19 protein-coding genes are annotated in these 16,157 nt (G+C 63.6%); 13 read left to right on the top strand and 6 right to left on the bottom strand.

Features of this window, described 5'->3' with window-relative positions; translation table 11 throughout:
- Positions 1-364 precede the first annotated feature (364 nt).
- The 4 genes from Q1V57_RS15100 (at position 365) to rlmN (ending at position 3,796) form a co-directional block, all read left to right on the top strand.
- Entirely contained in the window at positions 365-1,228 is an 864-nt protein-coding gene (locus Q1V57_RS15100) for an isoaspartyl peptidase/L-asparaginase (protein ID WP_300532486.1), read from the top strand.
- Positions 1,229-1,237: 9 nt separating this feature from the next.
- The gene (locus tag Q1V57_RS15095; protein ID WP_300532484.1) at positions 1,238-1,759 is read left to right on the top strand and encodes an RNA methyltransferase; all 522 of its coding nucleotides are present in this window, start codon (positions 1,238-1,240) and stop codon (positions 1,757-1,759) included.
- 109 nt (positions 1,760-1,868) lie between these two features.
- Positions 1,869-2,378, top strand: coding sequence for an invasion associated locus B family protein (locus Q1V57_RS15090; protein ID WP_300532482.1), 510 nt, complete (start codon positions 1,869-1,871; stop codon positions 2,376-2,378).
- A gap of 239 nt (positions 2,379-2,617) precedes the next feature.
- Positions 2,618-3,796, top strand: coding sequence for a 23S rRNA (adenine(2503)-C(2))-methyltransferase RlmN (rlmN, locus tag Q1V57_RS15085; RefSeq protein WP_300532480.1), 1,179 nt, complete (start codon positions 2,618-2,620; stop codon positions 3,794-3,796).
- A gap of 3 nt (positions 3,797-3,799) precedes the next feature.
- On the opposite strand, the gene Q1V57_RS15080 is transcribed toward rlmN, so the two are convergent.
- A complete protein-coding gene (locus Q1V57_RS15080; protein WP_300532479.1) occupies positions 3,800-4,198 on the bottom strand; it encodes a hypothetical protein in 399 nt (132 codons plus the stop codon).
- 260 nt (positions 4,199-4,458) lie between these two features.
- Here Q1V57_RS15080 and Q1V57_RS15075 point away from each other — a divergent pair, with 260 nt between their 5' ends.
- From Q1V57_RS15075 to Q1V57_RS15060, 4 genes are all read left to right on the top strand, one after another.
- Positions 4,459-4,761 (top strand): antibiotic biosynthesis monooxygenase, encoded by a 303-nt coding sequence (locus Q1V57_RS15075; protein WP_300532477.1) that lies wholly within the window; start codon positions 4,459-4,461, stop codon positions 4,759-4,761.
- A gap of 125 nt (positions 4,762-4,886) precedes the next feature.
- Positions 4,887-5,258, top strand: a complete 372-nt coding sequence (locus Q1V57_RS15070; RefSeq protein ID WP_300532475.1) for a hypothetical protein — start codon at positions 4,887-4,889, stop codon at positions 5,256-5,258.
- Positions 5,255-6,712 carry a methyl-accepting chemotaxis protein gene (locus Q1V57_RS15065; RefSeq protein ID WP_300532474.1) on the top strand — a complete coding sequence of 486 codons (1,458 nt, stop codon included), beginning with the start codon at positions 5,255-5,257 and terminating at the stop codon, positions 6,710-6,712. Before Q1V57_RS15070 ends, Q1V57_RS15065 begins: the two co-directional genes overlap by 4 nt.
- Before the next feature lie 251 nt (positions 6,713-6,963).
- Complete coding sequence (locus Q1V57_RS15060; protein ID WP_300532473.1) at positions 6,964-8,421, top strand: methyl-accepting chemotaxis protein; 1,458 nt, start codon at positions 6,964-6,966, stop codon at positions 8,419-8,421.
- Positions 8,422-8,481: 60 nt separating this feature from the next.
- Here the strand turns inward: Q1V57_RS15060 and Q1V57_RS15055 are convergent, their stop codons facing one another.
- A complete protein-coding gene (locus Q1V57_RS15055) occupies positions 8,482-9,297 on the bottom strand; it encodes a hypothetical protein (RefSeq protein ID WP_300532471.1) in 816 nt (271 codons plus the stop codon).
- Positions 9,298-9,675: 378 nt separating this feature from the next.
- Between Q1V57_RS15055 and Q1V57_RS15050 the strand changes: the two genes are divergently transcribed.
- The 3 genes from Q1V57_RS15050 to Q1V57_RS15040 all read left to right on the top strand — a co-directional run bounded on the left by Q1V57_RS15050 (position 9,676) and on the right by Q1V57_RS15040 (position 11,648).
- Positions 9,676-10,203 carry a TerB family tellurite resistance protein gene (locus Q1V57_RS15050; RefSeq protein ID WP_300532466.1) on the top strand — a complete coding sequence of 176 codons (528 nt, stop codon included), beginning with the start codon at positions 9,676-9,678 and terminating at the stop codon, positions 10,201-10,203.
- A gap of 48 nt (positions 10,204-10,251) precedes the next feature.
- Positions 10,252-11,013, top strand: coding sequence for a creatininase family protein (locus tag Q1V57_RS15045; protein WP_300532464.1), 762 nt, complete (start codon positions 10,252-10,254; stop codon positions 11,011-11,013).
- A gap of 80 nt (positions 11,014-11,093) precedes the next feature.
- Positions 11,094-11,648, top strand: coding sequence for a hypothetical protein (locus Q1V57_RS15040; protein ID WP_300532463.1), 555 nt, complete (start codon positions 11,094-11,096; stop codon positions 11,646-11,648).
- On the opposite strand, the gene Q1V57_RS15035 is transcribed toward Q1V57_RS15040, so the two are convergent.
- Genes Q1V57_RS15035 through tsaD form a run of 4 tightly spaced genes read right to left on the bottom strand, consistent with a single transcriptional unit; the run spans position 11,645 to position 14,386 of the window.
- The gene (locus tag Q1V57_RS15035; protein ID WP_300532462.1) at positions 11,645-11,962 is read right to left on the bottom strand and encodes a Rieske (2Fe-2S) protein; all 318 of its coding nucleotides are present in this window, start codon (positions 11,960-11,962) and stop codon (positions 11,645-11,647) included. The genes Q1V57_RS15040 and Q1V57_RS15035 overlap by 4 nt on opposite strands.
- Positions 11,959-12,255, bottom strand: coding sequence for a YciI family protein (locus Q1V57_RS15030; RefSeq protein WP_300532460.1), 297 nt, complete (start codon positions 12,253-12,255; stop codon positions 11,959-11,961). The genes Q1V57_RS15035 and Q1V57_RS15030 overlap by 4 nt, the downstream gene beginning before the upstream one ends.
- Positions 12,255-13,253 (bottom strand): NAD(P)H-dependent glycerol-3-phosphate dehydrogenase, encoded by a 999-nt coding sequence (locus tag Q1V57_RS15025; protein WP_300532458.1) that lies wholly within the window; start codon positions 13,251-13,253, stop codon positions 12,255-12,257. The genes Q1V57_RS15030 and Q1V57_RS15025 overlap by 1 nt, the downstream gene beginning before the upstream one ends.
- The gene (gene tsaD, locus Q1V57_RS15020; RefSeq protein WP_300532456.1) at positions 13,253-14,386 is read right to left on the bottom strand and encodes a tRNA (adenosine(37)-N6)-threonylcarbamoyltransferase complex transferase subunit TsaD; all 1,134 of its coding nucleotides are present in this window, start codon (positions 14,384-14,386) and stop codon (positions 13,253-13,255) included. Before tsaD ends, Q1V57_RS15025 begins: the two co-directional genes overlap by 1 nt.
- Here tsaD and hemC point away from each other — a divergent pair.
- The gene (gene hemC / locus Q1V57_RS15015; protein WP_300532454.1) at positions 14,385-15,401 is read left to right on the top strand and encodes a hydroxymethylbilane synthase; all 1,017 of its coding nucleotides are present in this window, start codon (positions 14,385-14,387) and stop codon (positions 15,399-15,401) included. The two genes, tsaD and hemC, sit on opposite strands and share 2 nt — an antisense overlap.
- Positions 15,398-16,135, top strand: coding sequence for a uroporphyrinogen-III synthase (locus Q1V57_RS15010; protein ID WP_300532452.1), 738 nt, complete (start codon positions 15,398-15,400; stop codon positions 16,133-16,135). The genes hemC and Q1V57_RS15010 overlap by 4 nt, the downstream gene beginning before the upstream one ends.
- The last annotated feature ends 22 nt before the right edge of the window (positions 16,136-16,157 follow it).

Genomic DNA, 16,157 nt, shown 5'->3' with positions numbered 1-16,157 from the left:
GGATGCACCGCCCGTAACGACCGCGGAGATGGAATTGTCGAGTTTCATTGGTTCTCCCCTGGATTGATAACCGTATGCCCAGCGACATAGCCTGAGACGGGAGAAAAGAAAACGCGCCGCCTGATCAGGACAGGCGGCGCGTTCGACGCATCCTTGGGGGAGTGTGCGTCGTCGGGGGACTGGAATGTCGGTTACGGCACACACTGCCCGCCACGACAGCACTGATACCGTAGCTGCCCGGACAATAACCACAATCCGCTAAGGGTTAAATGCGACAGCTCGGCGCAGGCGGGTGGAAAAGCGTCTTCGCGCACCCGCAAGGCGGTGCTAGAGGAGGCATGAGCCCCAGCGCGGAGAGACGCTCATGAGCCAGACCTATGCCCTGATCCTGCACGGCGGAGCCGGCGTGCTTGCTGACCATGATTACAGCGCCGAGCGCGAGCATATGCGCCATCTGGCCGAGCGCGCGGAAGGTCGGCTGGCCGCGGGTGATCACGCCATGGATATTGTCTGCGACGTCATCGCCGACCTGGAAGCCTCCGGCCTCTATGTCGCCGGCAAAGGGGCCTCGCCCAACCGGGCCGGACGCTATGAGCTCGATGCTGCCATCATGCACGGCCCCAGCCGCAAAGCCGGCTCGATTGCCGCCCTGACCGGCTTCATCAGCCCGATCGGGGTCGCCCGCGCGGTCATGCAAGACACTCCGCATGTCATGCTCGCCGGCCACGGGGCCTGCGAGTTTGCCGCGCTGAAGGAATTCCAGCGCGTCGACAGCGTCAATGATTACTACACCCCGGCCGCAGCGCCGGATGACCGCGAGATCCCGACCGGTACCGTGGGCTGCGTCGCCCTCGACACCCATGGTGAACTCGTCGCCGGCACCTCGACCGGGGGCACGCTCAACAAGATGGAAGGCCGGGTCGGCGATTGCCCGATCATCGGCGCGGGCACCTGGGCCGATGACCAGGTGGCCGTTTCCTGCACCGGACAGGGCGAGTTTTTCCTGCGCACGGCCACGGCGCGCGACCTGGCCGCCCGCATGGCTTATGGCGGCATGGCGCTGGACGAGGCCACCGATGCCGCACTCGGCGCGGTCGGCGGACTGGGCGGCGAAGGCGGTATCATTGCCGTTGATCGCGCCGGCAATGTCGCCCACCCGTTCAACTCACCAGGCATGAAGCGGGCCGTCGTCCAGGCCGGCAAGCCGGTCATCGTCGCGGTCAACTAGGGTAAAGCTATGCGTGGTTATTTCGCTGTCGGGGCCGAGGGCATTTCCAAGGCCATGAATCTGGGCGCCATCCTGCGCACGGCGCATGCTTTTGGCGCCAGTTTCGCCTTCTCCGTCGACGCCCATCACAATACCCGTGACGTCTTCGATGCCGACACGTCCAAATCGGTGACGCACCTGCCCTATTATGAATGGCCGGATCTCGATGCCATGGTGCTGCCGGCGCAATGCCAGCTCGTGGGTATCGAACTAACCGATGACGCGGTTGATCTGCCCTCCTTCCGGCATCCGCTCAACGCCGCCTATGTGTTCGGGCGCGAACGCGGTTCGCTGACCGAAGAGATGCAGGCGCGCTGCGCCCATATCGTGAAAATCCCGACCAAATTCTGCGTCAATGTCTCCGTCGCCTGCGCCGTGACGCTGTATGACCGCACCCTGTCATTGGGCAATCATCCGGACCGGCCGCTGATGCCGGGCGGGCCGAAACCGGCCAAGCCGGATGACTGGAAGAAATTCGGCTCGCACCGGTAACACCGCGGAAACCTGCTGGCGGTAGGGTCTGGTTAACCATGGCCATCAAACGGCCACACCGTTTCGCTTTACCCGGTCCGCTCTTACGCTCGACGAGGATGTTGCCCCCATGCGTCTTTCCGCGCTGCTTGCCGCCCTGACCTGTTTCACTTTACTGCCCGCCGCTGCCTCGGCCCAGTCTGACCCGCAATTCCGCGGCGAATATACCGACTGGCGCGTCTTCACCCGCGAAACCGATGCCGGCCGGGTCTGTTATGCGCTGGGCCGCCCGGCCGACAGCGCGCCGCGTTCGCATGAGCATGGCAGCGTCTATTTCATCGTCGCCACCTGGCAATCGGGCAGCGTAGAAGAACAGCCCAACCTTCTGGTCGGCTATGATCTGCGCCCTTCCAGCCCGCCGCGGGTGCGCATCGGCTCCAACCGCTATTCCATGTTTGTGGATGAGCGCGAGGGTTTCATGGACGATCTGGAAGACGAACCCCGCCTGGTCCGCTCCATGCGCCGCGGCTCGACCATGCGCGTTGAAGCCACTTCCGCAGAAGGCACGGCGACCTCCTATGAATTCTCCCTGCGCGGCGTGACGGCAGCCCTGCAGCGTGTCGAGGCGCTGTGTAGCTAATTTTTGCGCCTTCGGCGCGCACCCACTCCCCCGCTGCGCGGGACCTCGCCCATCAAGGGCGAGGAGGGCGATTGGCTCTACCTCCTTCCCCTTGATGGGGAAGGAGGCGCGCTGCGCAGCAGCGGGCCGGATGGGGTGCTCGCCGGAGGCGCAAGGAAAACCAGCCTTGAAGATTCGGTTTTCCACACGATCTGTGATACAGCCCGCGCCTCCTTGAAACACGACAGGTCCCGCGTTCCATGAACCACGCGCTCAACATCTCTGCCGCCAATCCCAATGCGCCGCGTCTTGACGGTTCGCAGCCGCATCTGCCCCCCTCGCTGGCGGGCATGACGCGGGCGCAATTGCGCGATGCCGCGATCGAGATCGGCGTGGATGAAAAGAAGGCCAAGATGCGCGCCGAGCAGCTCTGGCGCTGGATCTATCACCAGGGCGCCACCTCCTTTGACGAGATGACCAATATCTCCAAGGACCTGCGCGCCAAGATGGCGGACCGTTTCACCTTGAGCCGGCCTAAGATTGTCGAGCGCCTGGTCTCGGTCGACGGTACCCGCAAATACCTGATCGAGCTGTCTCCGGGTGTTGAGTGCGAGACGGTCTTCATTCCCGACGTTGCCAAGTCCGGCGCCCTGTGTGTGTCGAGCCAGGTCGGCTGTACGCTCAACTGCACCTTCTGCCATACCGGCACCCAGGCCCTGGTGCGCAATCTGACCGCCGCCGAGATTGCCGCCCAGGTGATGATCGCACGCGATGATCTGCAGGAATGGCCGACCTCGAACGAGAACCGCAAGATCACCAATATCGTCTTCATGGGCATGGGTGAGCCGCTCTACAATCTCGACCATGTCTCTGACGCGATCGACACGATCTCCGACGGTGACGGCATGGCCATTGGCCGCCGCCGCACCACGGTGTCGACCTCCGGTGTCGTGCCCAAGATCAAGGAGCTCGGCGAGCGCACCGGCACCATGCTGGCGATCTCGCTGCACGCGACCAATGACGATTTGCGCGACGAGCTGGTGCCGCTGAACAAGAAATACCCGCTGGCCGAACTGATGGATGCGATCCGCCAGTATCCCGGCCTGGGCAATTCCAAGCGCGTGACCTTCGAATACGTCATGCTCAAGGGCGTCAATGACAGCCTGGCGGAAGCGCGGGCGCTGGTGAAACTGCTCAAGGGCGTGCCGGCCAAGATCAACCTGATCCCGTTCAACCCCTGGCCGGACAGCCCCTATGAGTGCTCCGACTGGGACCAGATCGAAGCTTTCGCCGACGTCGTCAACCGCGCCGGCTACGCCTCCCCGATCCGCACCCCGCGAGGCCGCGACATCTTCGCCGCCTGCGGCCAATTGCGCTCGGAAAGCAAGAAGGTCCGCGCCAGCGAACTGCGCAAACAGCGCCTGGCGGGTGAGGCCTAGCGCCTACTCCGCCGCCGCCTCGCCAGGGCGGTCGTGTTCGAAGCGGATCCATTCATAGGCGGCGTCATAACAGTCGAAAAAGCGCATGAGCTGGCCGCACCGAGCGGCAACATCGCGGATCAGGCGGGCCCGTTCGGCCGTTACTTTCAGGGGCGGAATATAGGCGATGCGGCAGCCCTCGGGGATCTGACGCAGCCCGCCAGTCCAGTAGACCACGGTCTTGTGCTGATCCGCCGTAATGGCCTGGGCCGTGGCATCAATGATCGCGAAATAACGCCCCGTACCCCGCAGATAAGCTCCGCCTACTTCCGCCGTCCCGACGATCTCCTTGGTTGAAAGCTCACCTTCAAACCGCAGGTGGAGAATGCCCTCTTCGGGCGTCATGTCGAAAACAACCGGCATATAATCTCGGCAATCGAAACAAACTCTAGTCGAGTTTTACCGATCAGACGCCTGCCACTCAAAGCATCACGTCGATCACAGGTAGCGCGGTGTTAATTGGAGTCCATAAATTGCAATCAATGCAGAAGGCCGCCTCGCCAAGGCCCGGAGCGAACATGCATTTTACTGCGAATAATTCCTAATTGCATCTTGTGCCCGTGTGCGGAGCGCCCCAAATAAAGGCGTGAAGCAAGCCACTGCTGACAGGAAAGGGACACATCATGACCTCTGCCGTGCTTTATCGCTGGACCATCAAGAAAGGCCGCGAGGCCGAGTTCGAAACCGCCTGGAGCGAGGCGACCCGCCTCATTCACGAGCGATGCGGATCCTATGGCGCCAACCTGCAGGTCGATCCCAATGGCGATTATGTCTCCTATGCCATGTGGCCATCCGAGGATGCCCGCCAGGCTTGCGGGGAGAAAAACAACTGGGCTGAAGAGAGCAGCTTCAATGCAATGCGGGCGTGTGTGGAAACCCGTCACCCAGAACAAGTGCTTGATGTTAAAAGCCGAATGATTGTCTGATTTCAGATCAGGCGCGCCTGACATGCATATATGCAGTCTCGAGCCAGGTAATATGATATACGCTGAAAGCACCTATTAAGCATATCAATGGCTTCTTCCGTTGCGTGACACAACGGGAGAAACGTGTGCGCAAAGAAGGTCAAACACTCGGACAGATCGCCCCGGCGGTCGTAGTTGGGCTCGCTGTCGTCAGCGCGCCGCTTCTGGGCTTGGCCGAACCGGTCACCGGCGATCAGGCCGCGGCTGTCTTCCCTCCGGGCTGGACCCACCGCGACATCATGGTTGCCGCCTCGCAGGCCGACCTCTCCGTCGTTCGCTTTGGTGCATTCTCCAATATCGGCATTGTCGAATTCGATGACCGCGAGGCGCTCAATGCGCTGCGCGAGCAGGGCGCCTGGTTCCTGCTCCACCCCCAGGCCCTGGGCGGATGCATGCTCATCGGCTCGACACCGGCCCTGCTCGAGGCCGGCTCCACAAATAACGGGACTTCAATATGAACCGGCTAGATAGTCTGCGCGCGGAAGCGCAAAAGGTGCTGACCTTTGTCATCATGGGTGGCGCCGCCCTTTACCCGATCGTGGCCTTCTTCGCCGCGTCCGACAAAGTCATACCGGGAACCGTGCTGCTCGGCATCGCCGCGGCAGCCGCCTTCTTCGCCTGGAAGACCAATCCGAACACGCAAATCTCGCGCATGACCACGGCCGGCGCCGTCGTCGCCTTCCCGGCGGTCATGACCTATATGGCGAGCGGCACCAATTGGCAGCTCGACATGCACATGATCTTCTTCGCCGGTCTTTCGGTCGCTGCGATCATGATTGACTGGCGCGCCATTATTGCGGCCGCTGCCGTCACTGCTGTGCATCACCTCTCGCTCAACTTCCTTCTGCCCTATGCGGTCTTCCCCTATGGCGCGGATTTTCTGCGCGTTGTCTTCCACGCCGTCGTCGTGGTGGCCCAGTCCGCCGCGCTGATCTGGATGACCTATCAGACCGCCAAGGCGCTTGATGACGCCAGCGAGGCGACCAATGAGGCCAAGCAGGCTGAAGCCAACGCCCAGGCTGCAGCCGAGGAAATCAAAAAGGCCGAGGAAGAAGCCGTACGCCGTCGCGAGGAGATCGCGGACATGGCATCGGACTTCGAGCTCAACCTGCGCCGGGTCGCCGTTGCCGTCTCCAAGTCGGCGACGAAGGTCGACGGTCTCGCCAGCGAGCTGAACACCAATTCCCAGGTGACCAGCCAGGGTGCTGACACCGCCTCCAAGCGCGCCTCGCAAACTAATTCAGACGTCCAGTCGGTGGCCGCTGCGGCCCAGGAGCTCTCCGCCTCCATCGCCGAAGTCGCCCGCATCCTGGAGAACTCCGACGAGGTTTCCGAACGTGCTGTGGCGGAAGCCGAAGGCGCAGGTCGCTCGATCGACGACCTGCAGACCGCGGCCAAAGAGATTGAGGACATCATGCAGATGGTGGCCGATGTCGCCGAGCAGACCAATCTGCTGGCGCTCAACGCAACCATTGAGGCGGCGCGTGCCGGTGAAGCAGGCAAGGGCTTTGCCGTCGTGGCTTCGGAAGTGAAGGCGCTGGCGGAACAGACCACCAATGCCTCCAACGATATTGCCGGCCGCATCGAGGCCATGCGTGGCGCATCCGGTGGTGCTGCCAGCTCGCTCGGCCGCATTGCCGAGATCATAGCCGAGCTGCGCAAATCCTCCGACAGCGTCCGCGATGCCTTCGGTCAGCAAAACGAGGCGACCCGCGAAATCGCCCAGCTGGCTGAACAGGCTGCCTCGGCGACGACGGAAGTCACCCGGACCATGGAAGAGGTCAATGAGACCGTCTCCCGCTCCGGCGAAACCGCCAAGGAGTTCACCCAGGCGGCTGTCGAGATGAACGAGAATGCCAGCCGGCTGCAGACCGAGCTCGGCAGTTTCCAGAACGATCTCGACGCAGCCTGACGCCTGCATCCCGTTATTTGCGAAAAGGGCGGCCTGCCGGGGCCGCCCTTTTTTGTTTCCGCGCTGCGCGTGCGGCGATGCTGCACCCGCTCGGCAACTCCAGAGCGCAAGCCAGTCATAGCTTATGAGCTGAAAGCGCACATTAACCTTAAGGGCCCTTATTGGGGACAGAAAACGACGCTCGGCTAACGCCTCATCGAGGCGGCAGGCGGCGTGAACTAAGAAACGACCTACGGCGAACAGAGATCGATATGACCCAATTAGAACGGCTTCAATGTCGCGCCCAACGGGTGATGACCTTCATCATCATGGGTGGCGCAGCGCTTTATCCAGTCCTCGCCTTTTTCGTCAATCCGGCCAAGCTCGTGGTCGGTACGGTGTTGATGGCGATTGTGGCCGGCGCCTGCCTGTTCACCTACAAGACCTCGCCGAACACCCAGATCTCGCGCATGACCACGGCCTCCGGCCTGGTGATCATCCCGGCAACGCTGGCCTATCTGATGGGTGGCAAGGCCTGGCAGATCGACATGCACATGCTGTTCTTCGCCATGCTTGCCGTCTCGGCCATCATGGTGGACTGGCGGGCCGTCGTCGCGGCCGCAGCCGTCACCGCCGTGCACCATCTCGGTCTCAATTTCATCTTCCCCTATGCCGTCTTCCCGGAAGGCGCGGACATTTTCCGCGTCCTGTTCCACGCCGTGATCGTGATCGGCCAGACGGCGGCCCTCGTCTATATGTGCCATGAAGCCAGCTCGGCCCTGTCCGGGGCCGAAAAGGCCACCGCAGAAGCCAAGGCGGCCCAGGCCGAAGCCGATACGGCCAGCCAGGACGCACAACAAGCCCGCGCCGAAGCGGAGACCCGTCGCGAAGCCATCTCCAGCCTGGCAACCGAGTTTGAAAGCAAGCTGCGCCTCGGCCTGAGCTCGGTCTCCGGCGCGGCGACCCAGGTGGAAGGCCTTGCCGGTCAGCTCAATGGCGATGCCCAGGAAACCCGCTCCAGCGCAGAAACCGCTTCCTCGCGCGCCTCCCAAACCAATTCGGACGTGCAGTCCGTCGCCGCGGCCTCGCAAGAGCTGTCCGCATCGATCGCGGAAGTCGCCCGTATCCTGGAGAATTCCGACGAGGTCTCCGAACGCGCCGTGGCCGAAGCCGAAGGGGCCGGTCGCTCGATCGACGATCTGCAGCTCGCCGCCAAGGAAATCGAAAACATCATGCAGCTCGTCGCCGATGTGGCCGAGCAGACCAACCTTCTGGCCCTCAACGCCACCATCGAGGCGGCGCGGGCCGGTGAAGCCGGCAAGGGCTTTGCGGTTGTCGCATCGGAAGTGAAGGCCCTGGCGGAGCAGACCACCAATGCCTCCAATGACATTGCCGGCCGGATTGAGGCCATGCGCAATGCCTCCGGTGGTGCCGCCAGTTCGCTGGGCCGCATCGCGGAAATCATTGCCGAGATCCGGACGTCCTCCGACAGCGTGCGTGACGCCTTCACCCAGCAGCGTGAAGCGACCGGTGAAATCGCCCAGCTGGCCGAACAGGCGGCCGGTGCGACCTCGGACGTCAATTCCAGCATGGGCCAGGTCAATGAAGCCGCTGGCCGGGCAAGCTCGGCAGCCGAGGAATTCATCGGCGCGTCGGCCAATCTCAACGATAATGCCCGTCAGCTCGACAGCGAGCTGAACGCGTTCAAGGCGGCCCTGGAAGCGGCCTGACCCTGACTTGTCGATCTGCCGGAAAGGGCGGTCCAGACGGGCCGCCCTTTTTCTTTGCGCCTAGGCTTCCGGCTTGCGGAAGAGATAGACAAAGCGGTCGGTCTGGCGCCGGATGCCTTCTCCGAAGACGCTGATATCGCGCGGATCGTCCGGGTTGGCGAGCATATCGCTCTGGCGGTCGAGGACGAAACCGGCAGCGGTGATTTCCGCAAGCACGCTGGCCGCATCAATACGGTGTAAATCCTGCACATGGGCCAGGCCGGTGCCCTCGACGGCGTGATGGTCGATGACCAGGAACACCCCGCCCGGCTTGAGCGCATCGAACACAGCCTGGTTCATGGCCGCACGATCCGTGCCCGCCCACACCGTGTCATGGTAGAAAAGCACCAGGAAGACCGCGTCGAGCTCGGCGTCGATTTCCGCATTGAAGCCCGGCAGGGGCGCAACGATATGGGTCATGTTGGCGCGCTGGGCCGACAGGTTGGCGAGTGCCTCATTGGGCTCGGGAAAGCGTTCCGCCACCCAGTCCGGATTGTGCGCATAGACCCGGCCATTCTCGCCCACGGCCGTAGACAGGACGCGGGAGTAATAACCGCCACTGGCAGCCAGATCCGCGACGCTCCAGCCGCGCTCAACGCCTGCAAACAGGAGCACTTCGGCGGGATGCCGGTTGATATCGAGTTCACGATCCTCGGCCGGGCGCGACTGGTCGGCCAGGGCCCGTTCAATCGTCTCCGGCATGCTGTCCCCGGCACTCGCCGGAGCGGGATCAATCACCGGAGCCGGGACCGCCGCGTCTGTCTCCGCCTCCTCGGCAGCGGGCGAACACGCCGCGACCAGCGCGGCCATACCTAAAACTGAAATGGCTCGGATCATGTCTACCTCCCCAGAAGAACCCAAATCGCCCGTAATCCACGCAGTGTAGCAAGCCAGGCGGTACAGCCAATCACGATGGTGTGAGCCCGCACCCGGTCGCGCAGGATGATCCAGGCGTGCAGCGGCCGGTTTTACGATTGATCAGGAATTGCCGCGCATATTCCCATGACTGACTGAGCCAATCAGTTGCCGGGGCCGGGGGAGGCACCATGGAATTCTTTTTTCTGCTCACAGCGCTCATGGCGCTGGGCGCCGCCTATCTGTATCGCTGGGAATGCCGTCGCGACCTGCGCGACAGCTGAGCCACACGCGGAACGGGCTTTTTCTACGACTGCGATCCAATTAGACTGTGCGTGAGTCTCGTTTTGGGGGAAACGTATGCACATTCTTTTGGGTCTCGTTGGCGCCATCGCTGCGATTGGAATTTGGATTTACCGCATCCGCGCGGCCGCAGATGCGGCAAGTCAGGTAGCCGATCTCGCCGGAGAAGCTGCCAACCTGCCTCGCAAAATGCGCTTTCGCAGCAAGGCCCGTCGCAACGGGCTGGACGTCATTGATGACCCGCGCGAAGCGGCCACGGTGCTCATGCTGTGCATAGTCCGGGTCGATGGAGAGGTCACCGCTGCTCATAAAGAGGCCATCGCCGGGCAAATGGTGACTCGCTTTGAACTCGACCGCGACGCCAGCGAGGAAATTCTCGCCCGGGCCAGCTGGCATGTCTCCGAATTGGTCGATGAAACCAACGCGATTAACAAGATGGTCGACTTCATCATCGAACGGGTTGGGCGCGATGAGATGCCGGCGCTGATGCAGATGCTAGAGGCCGCAGCATCGATTGACGGCGAGCCAAGCGCTTATCAACAGGCCTATATCAAGCGCTGCCGGATGCGCGCTGGCTTGCACTAGGCCGCAATGCAGGCTTTTCTTTTTCCCTCGCGGGAAAGGAAAGCGCCCATGCTGCTGCACCAGACGAGCTGGCCTGAAATCGAGACCTATCTGGGCCGCTGCCAGGGCATTCTGGTCCCAATCGGATCGACCGAGCAGCATGGCCCGACCGGTCTGATCGGCACCGACGCGCTGTGCCCGGAAATCATCGCCCACGAGGCTGCCATTGAGGCCGGCTTCCTGGTCGCGCCGACCTTCAATGTCGGCATGGCCCAGCACCATCTGGCCTTTCCCGGCTCGATCACCCTGCGCCCCTCGACGATGATCGCCGCGCTCAATGACTGGATCGCCAGCCTGGCCGGGCATGGCTTCAAGCAGATCTATTTTTTCAACGGGCATGGCGGCAATATCACCACGCTCAACGCCGCATTCTCTGAGTATTATGCGACTTGGTCGATGCGCGGCGAGCCCTGCCCCATTGTGTTGAAACAGCGCAATTGGTGGGAGCTGGCCGGGGTCATGGACACCTGCCGCCAACTCTTCCCCAGCGGGGACGGATCACACGCCACGGCATCGGAAATTTCTGTCACCCTGCATGGCTATCCGCACTCGGCCAAGACGGCGGCCATGTCGCCGCGCATCGCGGCCGACGGCCCCTTCACCGACGCGGCGGATTTCCGCGCCAGCTTCCCGGACGGGCGCTGCGGTTCCGATCCGGCCATGGCCAGCCGCGAAGCAGGAACCCGGATTGTCCGCGCCGCCAAGACCGCCCTGATCGGCGAGATACAGAACTTCTTCGATCTACCGCCCAAGGCACAGGCCGCGGAATAGCCGACACATAAGTTTCATTCAGCTGCGCGGGGCTTTTGCGATATAGCGCGGCGGCATTCGATTTTTCGAGGGGGCCCGAAATGAAAGCCTGGTTCACACTTCCCGCCATCCTTCTGCTCACTGCATGCTCCGGCCCGCAGCCGGGCGAAACGGACTCTGAAACCGTGATGGACGCCGCGCCGGTGGAAGACGCTGACATCAGCGCCTTCGGCCCCGGCAATCTGGCCACCTCGGACGCCTGCCTTGCCGAAACCGGCCAGGCGGCCCTGCTCGATGAGGGCCAGACGCTGCTGGAGCGCGGTCCGCGCGGATTTATCGGCGTGTCCCATGCCCTCAATGGACAGCGCGAAGACTTGCGCGTCCGCGTGACGCGCATGGACGAGCCCTTCCGCGGCCAGCTGGAAGATGCGAGCGCCGCCTTCTTCCGGGCCGCCGGAGACGCGCACGACCCGACCACGGACGACGTCATCTATCACCGTACGCGCGATGGCATTTTCTGCACGGTTGTGCGCTCGCAGGACATTGGCGGCGCCCTGGTTGAAGCGATGAAATCGGTGATGGCCGCCACCGGGAATTGGGGTCTGGAAGACGAGGCTGCGGCCGAGGACGCGGCTGAACCCGGCGAACCAAACTAGCCCTGTTTCAGCCGGATCTCGCCCGCGACAACTTCGACCGCGACCGGGGTCAGGCTTTCACCGGCCGCCGGTCCACCCGTGCACGTGCCGGTGACCACATCAAAGCTTGCCCCATGCACCGGGCAGACGATCTGCGATCCGCCATGGACCAGCACCCGCCCGTCCGGCAGGCCGAGCGGCAGATGCGCGTGGGGGCAGCTATTGCGCCAGGCAAAAGCATGCTCGCCGCGGCGTACGATCAGGAGCCCGTCCGGGCCCGGCGGCACGACCTTGCCCTTGCCGTCCTCGATATCATCCAGCCGGCACAGGCTCATGCCGGAAGGCCTTCCGGGGCATTGATCACCCATTTGAACGGCGCAGCCTCGACACTGTCGAACAAGCCGGCCTTGGCATAGGGGTCGTCCTTGAGCCAGGCATCGAGCATCGCCCGGTCATCCATCTCGACGATCAACAGCGAGCCGGCGGGTTTGTCGCCGCCATCAAGCCAGGGCCCGGCCGCCTTGATACGGTCACCGGCCTCATGCAGCCAGTCGAGATGGGCCTGGCGATTGGCCAGACGAAGATCCAGCGCACCGGCCTTGTCGCGGGTATGAACGACGAACAGCATCACACATGCTCCAGGGTAAAGGGACGGGACAAGAGCGTATCGATCGCGGCTTCGACACTTGAGCGGCCGGCCAGGATATCGTCGACCGCCTGGCAGATCGGCATGTCGATCCCGTGTCGTTGCGCCAGCGCAACGACAGCGGGGGCACTGGCCACGCCTTCGGTTACGGCCCGTCGCTCGGACAGGATATCGTCCAGGTGAACCCCGCGCCCCAGCGCCATGCCGCAGGACATGTTGCGCGATTGCGGTGAGGAACAGGTCAGCACCAGATCGCCCAGGCCACACAAGCCGGCCAGGGTTTCCCGCTCGGCTCCCAAGGCCAGCGCCAGGCGCGTCATCTCGGCAAAACCGCGCGCGATCAGTGCCGCATGCGCCGACTTGCCCAGTCCGCGCCCCTCGGAAATACCGCAGCCGATGGCCAGTACATTCTTGATCGCACCGCCGACTTCTGCACCGACGAGGTCATTGACCAGGTAGGGACGGAAACGCGGTGTACCCAGTGCCTCGATCAGACCGGCACCGGCGGTCTCATCCTCACAGGCCAGCGTCACCGCGGTTGGCAGCCCCTTGGCCGTATCAATGGCAAAGCTCGGGCCCGACAAAACCGCCGGCAGGGCGGACGGAATGGTCTCGGCCAGGACCTCCGTCATCATCGACAGCGAGGATTGCTCAATCCCCTTGGCGCACAGCACGATGGGCACACCCGGGGCAGCAAAAGGCAGGAAGCTTTCCAGCACACGCCGCAAATGCTGCGCCGGAGCCACCGCCAGGATGGCGTCACAGGCGTCGAGATCGCCCATCGCTGTCGTCGCCTCGATGGCCCCGTGCAGCTCAACCTCGGGCAGGTAGATTGTGTTGCAACGCTTGTTGTTGATCGCCTCGGCGACGTCCTGCTCATAGGACCAGAGCAAAACATCGCGCCCCGCGCTGGCCGCCGTCTGGGCCAGAGCTGTTCCCCAGGCACCGGCGCCGATCACGCCAATCGTTTCATACTGCATCAGGCTTTAGGTCCTTTCCGTCCCGATCCAATGGCCGGGTCCAGCTTGGCCGAGCTGGCGTCCAAAGGCCAGCGCGCCCGCGCCGGCGCGTCCAGGCCGTCGGTCTCGCCGCGAGCGAGATGTTCGAGCCCGGCCAGCGCGATCATGGCGGCATTATCGGTACACCATTTCATCGGCGGGGCGATCAGCTCAAAACCTTCCGCGGCCGCCGTCTCTGCCAGCATGGACCGCACCGATGCGTTGGCCGCAACCCCGCCCGCCACAATAAAGGGAGCGGGCTGGTCCGCAGCCGGAAAACGATCCTTGAACATCGCCATGGCCCGCTTCGAACGCGCCGCAAGCGCCCGTGCGATGGCCCGCTGTACCGAAGCCGCCAGGTCCGCCTTGTCCTGATCACCCGGCTGGTCTAGCCCGTCCCAGATCTGCCGCGCCGCCGTCTTCAAGCCGGCAAAGGAGAAGTCGCAACCCGGCTTGTTCCGCATTGGCACCGGCAGGTCGAACCGGTCGGCATCACCATCGGTCGCACAACGCTCCAGGGCCGGTCCACCGGGAAACCCGAGGCCCATGACTTTGGCGGTCTTGTCGAAAGCCTCGCCGGCGGCATCGTCAATGGTCGAGCCGAGGCGGTGATAAACGCCGACATCCTCGGCGATGAGCAATTGGGTGTGCCCGCCCGATACCAGCAGCAGGAGATAAGGAAATTCCGCGCTCTGGGACAGGCGCGGGGAAAGCGCATGACCTTCCAGGTGATTGACCGCGATGAGCGGTTTCCCGGCACCCAGCGCCAGGCCCTTGGCGGTCATCAACGCGGCCATCACGCCGCCGATCAGACCAGGCCCCGAGGTCGCCGCGATACCGTCAATCTGGTCCAGGCCCAACCCGGCCTCCTGCAGCGCCGCCGCGGCCAGCCCGTCAATCGCCTCGGCATGCGCGCGCGCGGCAATCTCCGGCACGACGCCGCCAAACGGCGCATGGGCTTCGGTCTGACCGAGGACGAGATCGGCCAGGACCTCGACCTCACCCGTGGCATGACGACGCAGAATGGCCGCCGCCGTCTCGTCACAGCTGGATTCCAGGCCGAGCACGGTGAGCGTGCTTGCTTGCGTCTTGGGGGAAGGGGGCGCTAAGTCCATGGCCCTGTCGATAACCTTCTCTCCGGATCATCGCAACGTGTCTCAACCGTCCCGCTCCTTGGCCAGCCCGATGGCCATCGCCACCCGCAAATCCCCGCTCGCCCTGGTCCAGGCCCGGCATGTGCAGGACTTGCTGGCCCGGCATCATGGTGTCGATGCCGCCGACAAGGATGAGGCCTTTCCCATTCTGGGCCTGGTCTCGACCGGCGATAAGATCCAGGACCGCACGCTGATCGAAGCCGGCGGCAAAGGGCTCTTCACCAAGGAAATCGACGAGGCCCAGCTTGATGGCCGCGCGGCCTTTGCCGTGCATTCTATGAAGGATGTACCGACCCAATTGCCAGACGGGCTGATGCTGGGCGCCGTGCTCGAGCGCGAGGATCCGCGCGACATGTTGCTGGCCCGCGGCGGGGAAGCGCGCCTGGCCGACCTGCCGCAAGGCGCCGTGCTTGGCACCGCCAGTCTCCGGCGCCAGGCCCAAGCGCTGGCCGCGCGCCCGGATCTCACCGTCGTGCCGCGGCGCGGCAATGTCGCTACGCGGCTGGGAAAGCTGCGCGAGGGCGACGTCTATGCGACCTTCCTGGCGCGCGCCGGGCTGAAACGTCTGGGGCGCAGTGAAGCCGAATCGGCACCGCTGGACGCGTCAGAAATGCTGCCCGCCGTCGCCCAGGGCGCGATCGGGGTGACCGCCTGCACGCAGGACGGGACGGCCCAGGCCCTGCTGGAACCGCTCGATCACAGCCCGACTGCATTAAGCATAGCAGCCGAAAGAGCCTTCCTGGCAAGGCTTGACGGCTCTTGCCGCACCCCTATCGCGGCCTACGTGAATATTGAATCCATGGATTTCACCGGTGAAGTCTTGAGTCCTGATGGTGACACCCGGTGGCGTAAGACGATGAAATTCGACATGCGTGAAATGACCATGACCAAAGCCCTGGAAACGGGCCACGCGCTCGGCGAAGCGGTGAAACAAGAGGCGGGCCCTGCACTGCATAGCGCCCTGAAACTCACGTGACCGTGCTGATCACGCGCGGATGGCCCGGTGCGGAACAGACCGCCACCGGCCTTCGTGCAATGGGCATCGACCCGATCATTTGTCCGGTCATGGACGTCAATTTCCGCGCCAAGATCGATGCCGACCTGTCCGAGGTCCAGGCCCTCGCCTTCACCAGCGCCAATGGCGTACGGGCGTGGGGCCCAAGGCGCTCCGAACGTGATCTGCCCGTCTTTGCCGTCGGCAATGCGACCGCTGATCTCGCCCGCAATATCGGCTTCAAGAAAGTTCACTCCGCGCGCGGCGATGTCGCGGATCTCGGCAAGCTGATCAAGCGCAAACTGCGCCCTGGTAACGGCTCCATCCTGCATATCCGCGGCATTCATACGGCCGGCAATCTGGCCGGTGATCTGCGCCAGGATGGCTATACCGCCCGCGAGGCCATCGGCTATGGCACGGTCCCCGTCGACGTGCTGAGCGAGGAAGCCATCGCCGCCATCATTTCCGGCGCCCCGGTCCAGGTGCTGATCCATTCCGGCCGCGGCGCCAAGACCTTCCTCGACCTGGCCCGCAAATTCGGCCTGCATCACTGGCTCGGCTCGGTGACGGCCCTGGGGATCAGCGCGAAAGCGCTCAAACCGCTGGAAAATGCCGGTTTCGCCGACCTTATCGCGGCGCGCGAACCCAATGAAGAAGCGCTTTTGAGCCTGCTCGCCGAGCCCATGCAACTGGCCAGCGCTGGCAACGCGTCCTAAGGTGTTTCGGCAGCAACCGAAT

It is taken from the genome of Maricaulis sp. (assembly GCF_030149425.1).
Taxonomy (GTDB): domain Bacteria; phylum Pseudomonadota; class Alphaproteobacteria; order Caulobacterales; family Maricaulaceae; genus Maricaulis.
Note: the sequence above shows the minus strand (reverse complement) of the source record. Positions and strands in the feature narration are given on the sequence as shown.

Coding starts and splice junctions, on each gene's coding strand:
- Q1V57_RS15100 (WP_300532486.1), top strand. CDS start 365: ATGAGCCAGACCTATGCCCTGATCCTGCACGGCGGAGCCGGCGTGCTT.
- Q1V57_RS15095 (WP_300532484.1), top strand. CDS start 1,238: ATGCGTGGTTATTTCGCTGTCGGGGCCGAGGGCATTTCCAAGGCCATG.
- Q1V57_RS15090 (WP_300532482.1), top strand. CDS start 1,869: ATGCGTCTTTCCGCGCTGCTTGCCGCCCTGACCTGTTTCACTTTACTG.
- rlmN (WP_300532480.1), top strand. CDS start 2,618: ATGAACCACGCGCTCAACATCTCTGCCGCCAATCCCAATGCGCCGCGT.
- Q1V57_RS15080 (WP_300532479.1), bottom strand. CDS start 4,198: ATGCCGGTTGTTTTCGACATGACGCCCGAAGAGGGCATTCTCCACCTG.
- Q1V57_RS15075 (WP_300532477.1), top strand. CDS start 4,459: ATGACCTCTGCCGTGCTTTATCGCTGGACCATCAAGAAAGGCCGCGAG.
- Q1V57_RS15065 (WP_300532474.1), top strand. CDS start 5,255: ATGAACCGGCTAGATAGTCTGCGCGCGGAAGCGCAAAAGGTGCTGACC.
- Q1V57_RS15060 (WP_300532473.1), top strand. CDS start 6,964: ATGACCCAATTAGAACGGCTTCAATGTCGCGCCCAACGGGTGATGACC.
- Q1V57_RS15055 (WP_300532471.1), bottom strand. CDS start 9,297: ATGATCCGAGCCATTTCAGTTTTAGGTATGGCCGCGCTGGTCGCGGCG.
- Q1V57_RS15050 (WP_300532466.1), top strand. CDS start 9,676: ATGCACATTCTTTTGGGTCTCGTTGGCGCCATCGCTGCGATTGGAATT.
- Q1V57_RS15045 (WP_300532464.1), top strand. CDS start 10,252: ATGCTGCTGCACCAGACGAGCTGGCCTGAAATCGAGACCTATCTGGGC.
- Q1V57_RS15040 (WP_300532463.1), top strand. CDS start 11,094: ATGAAAGCCTGGTTCACACTTCCCGCCATCCTTCTGCTCACTGCATGC.
- Q1V57_RS15035 (WP_300532462.1), bottom strand. CDS start 11,962: ATGAGCCTGTGCCGGCTGGATGATATCGAGGACGGCAAGGGCAAGGTC.
- Q1V57_RS15030 (WP_300532460.1), bottom strand. CDS start 12,255: ATGCTGTTCGTCGTTCATACCCGCGACAAGGCCGGTGCGCTGGATCTT.
- Q1V57_RS15025 (WP_300532458.1), bottom strand. CDS start 13,253: ATGCAGTATGAAACGATTGGCGTGATCGGCGCCGGTGCCTGGGGAACA.
- hemC (WP_300532454.1), top strand. CDS start 14,385: ATGGCCCTGTCGATAACCTTCTCTCCGGATCATCGCAACGTGTCTCAA.
- tsaD (WP_300532456.1), bottom strand. CDS start 14,386: ATGGACTTAGCGCCCCCTTCCCCCAAGACGCAAGCAAGCACGCTCACC.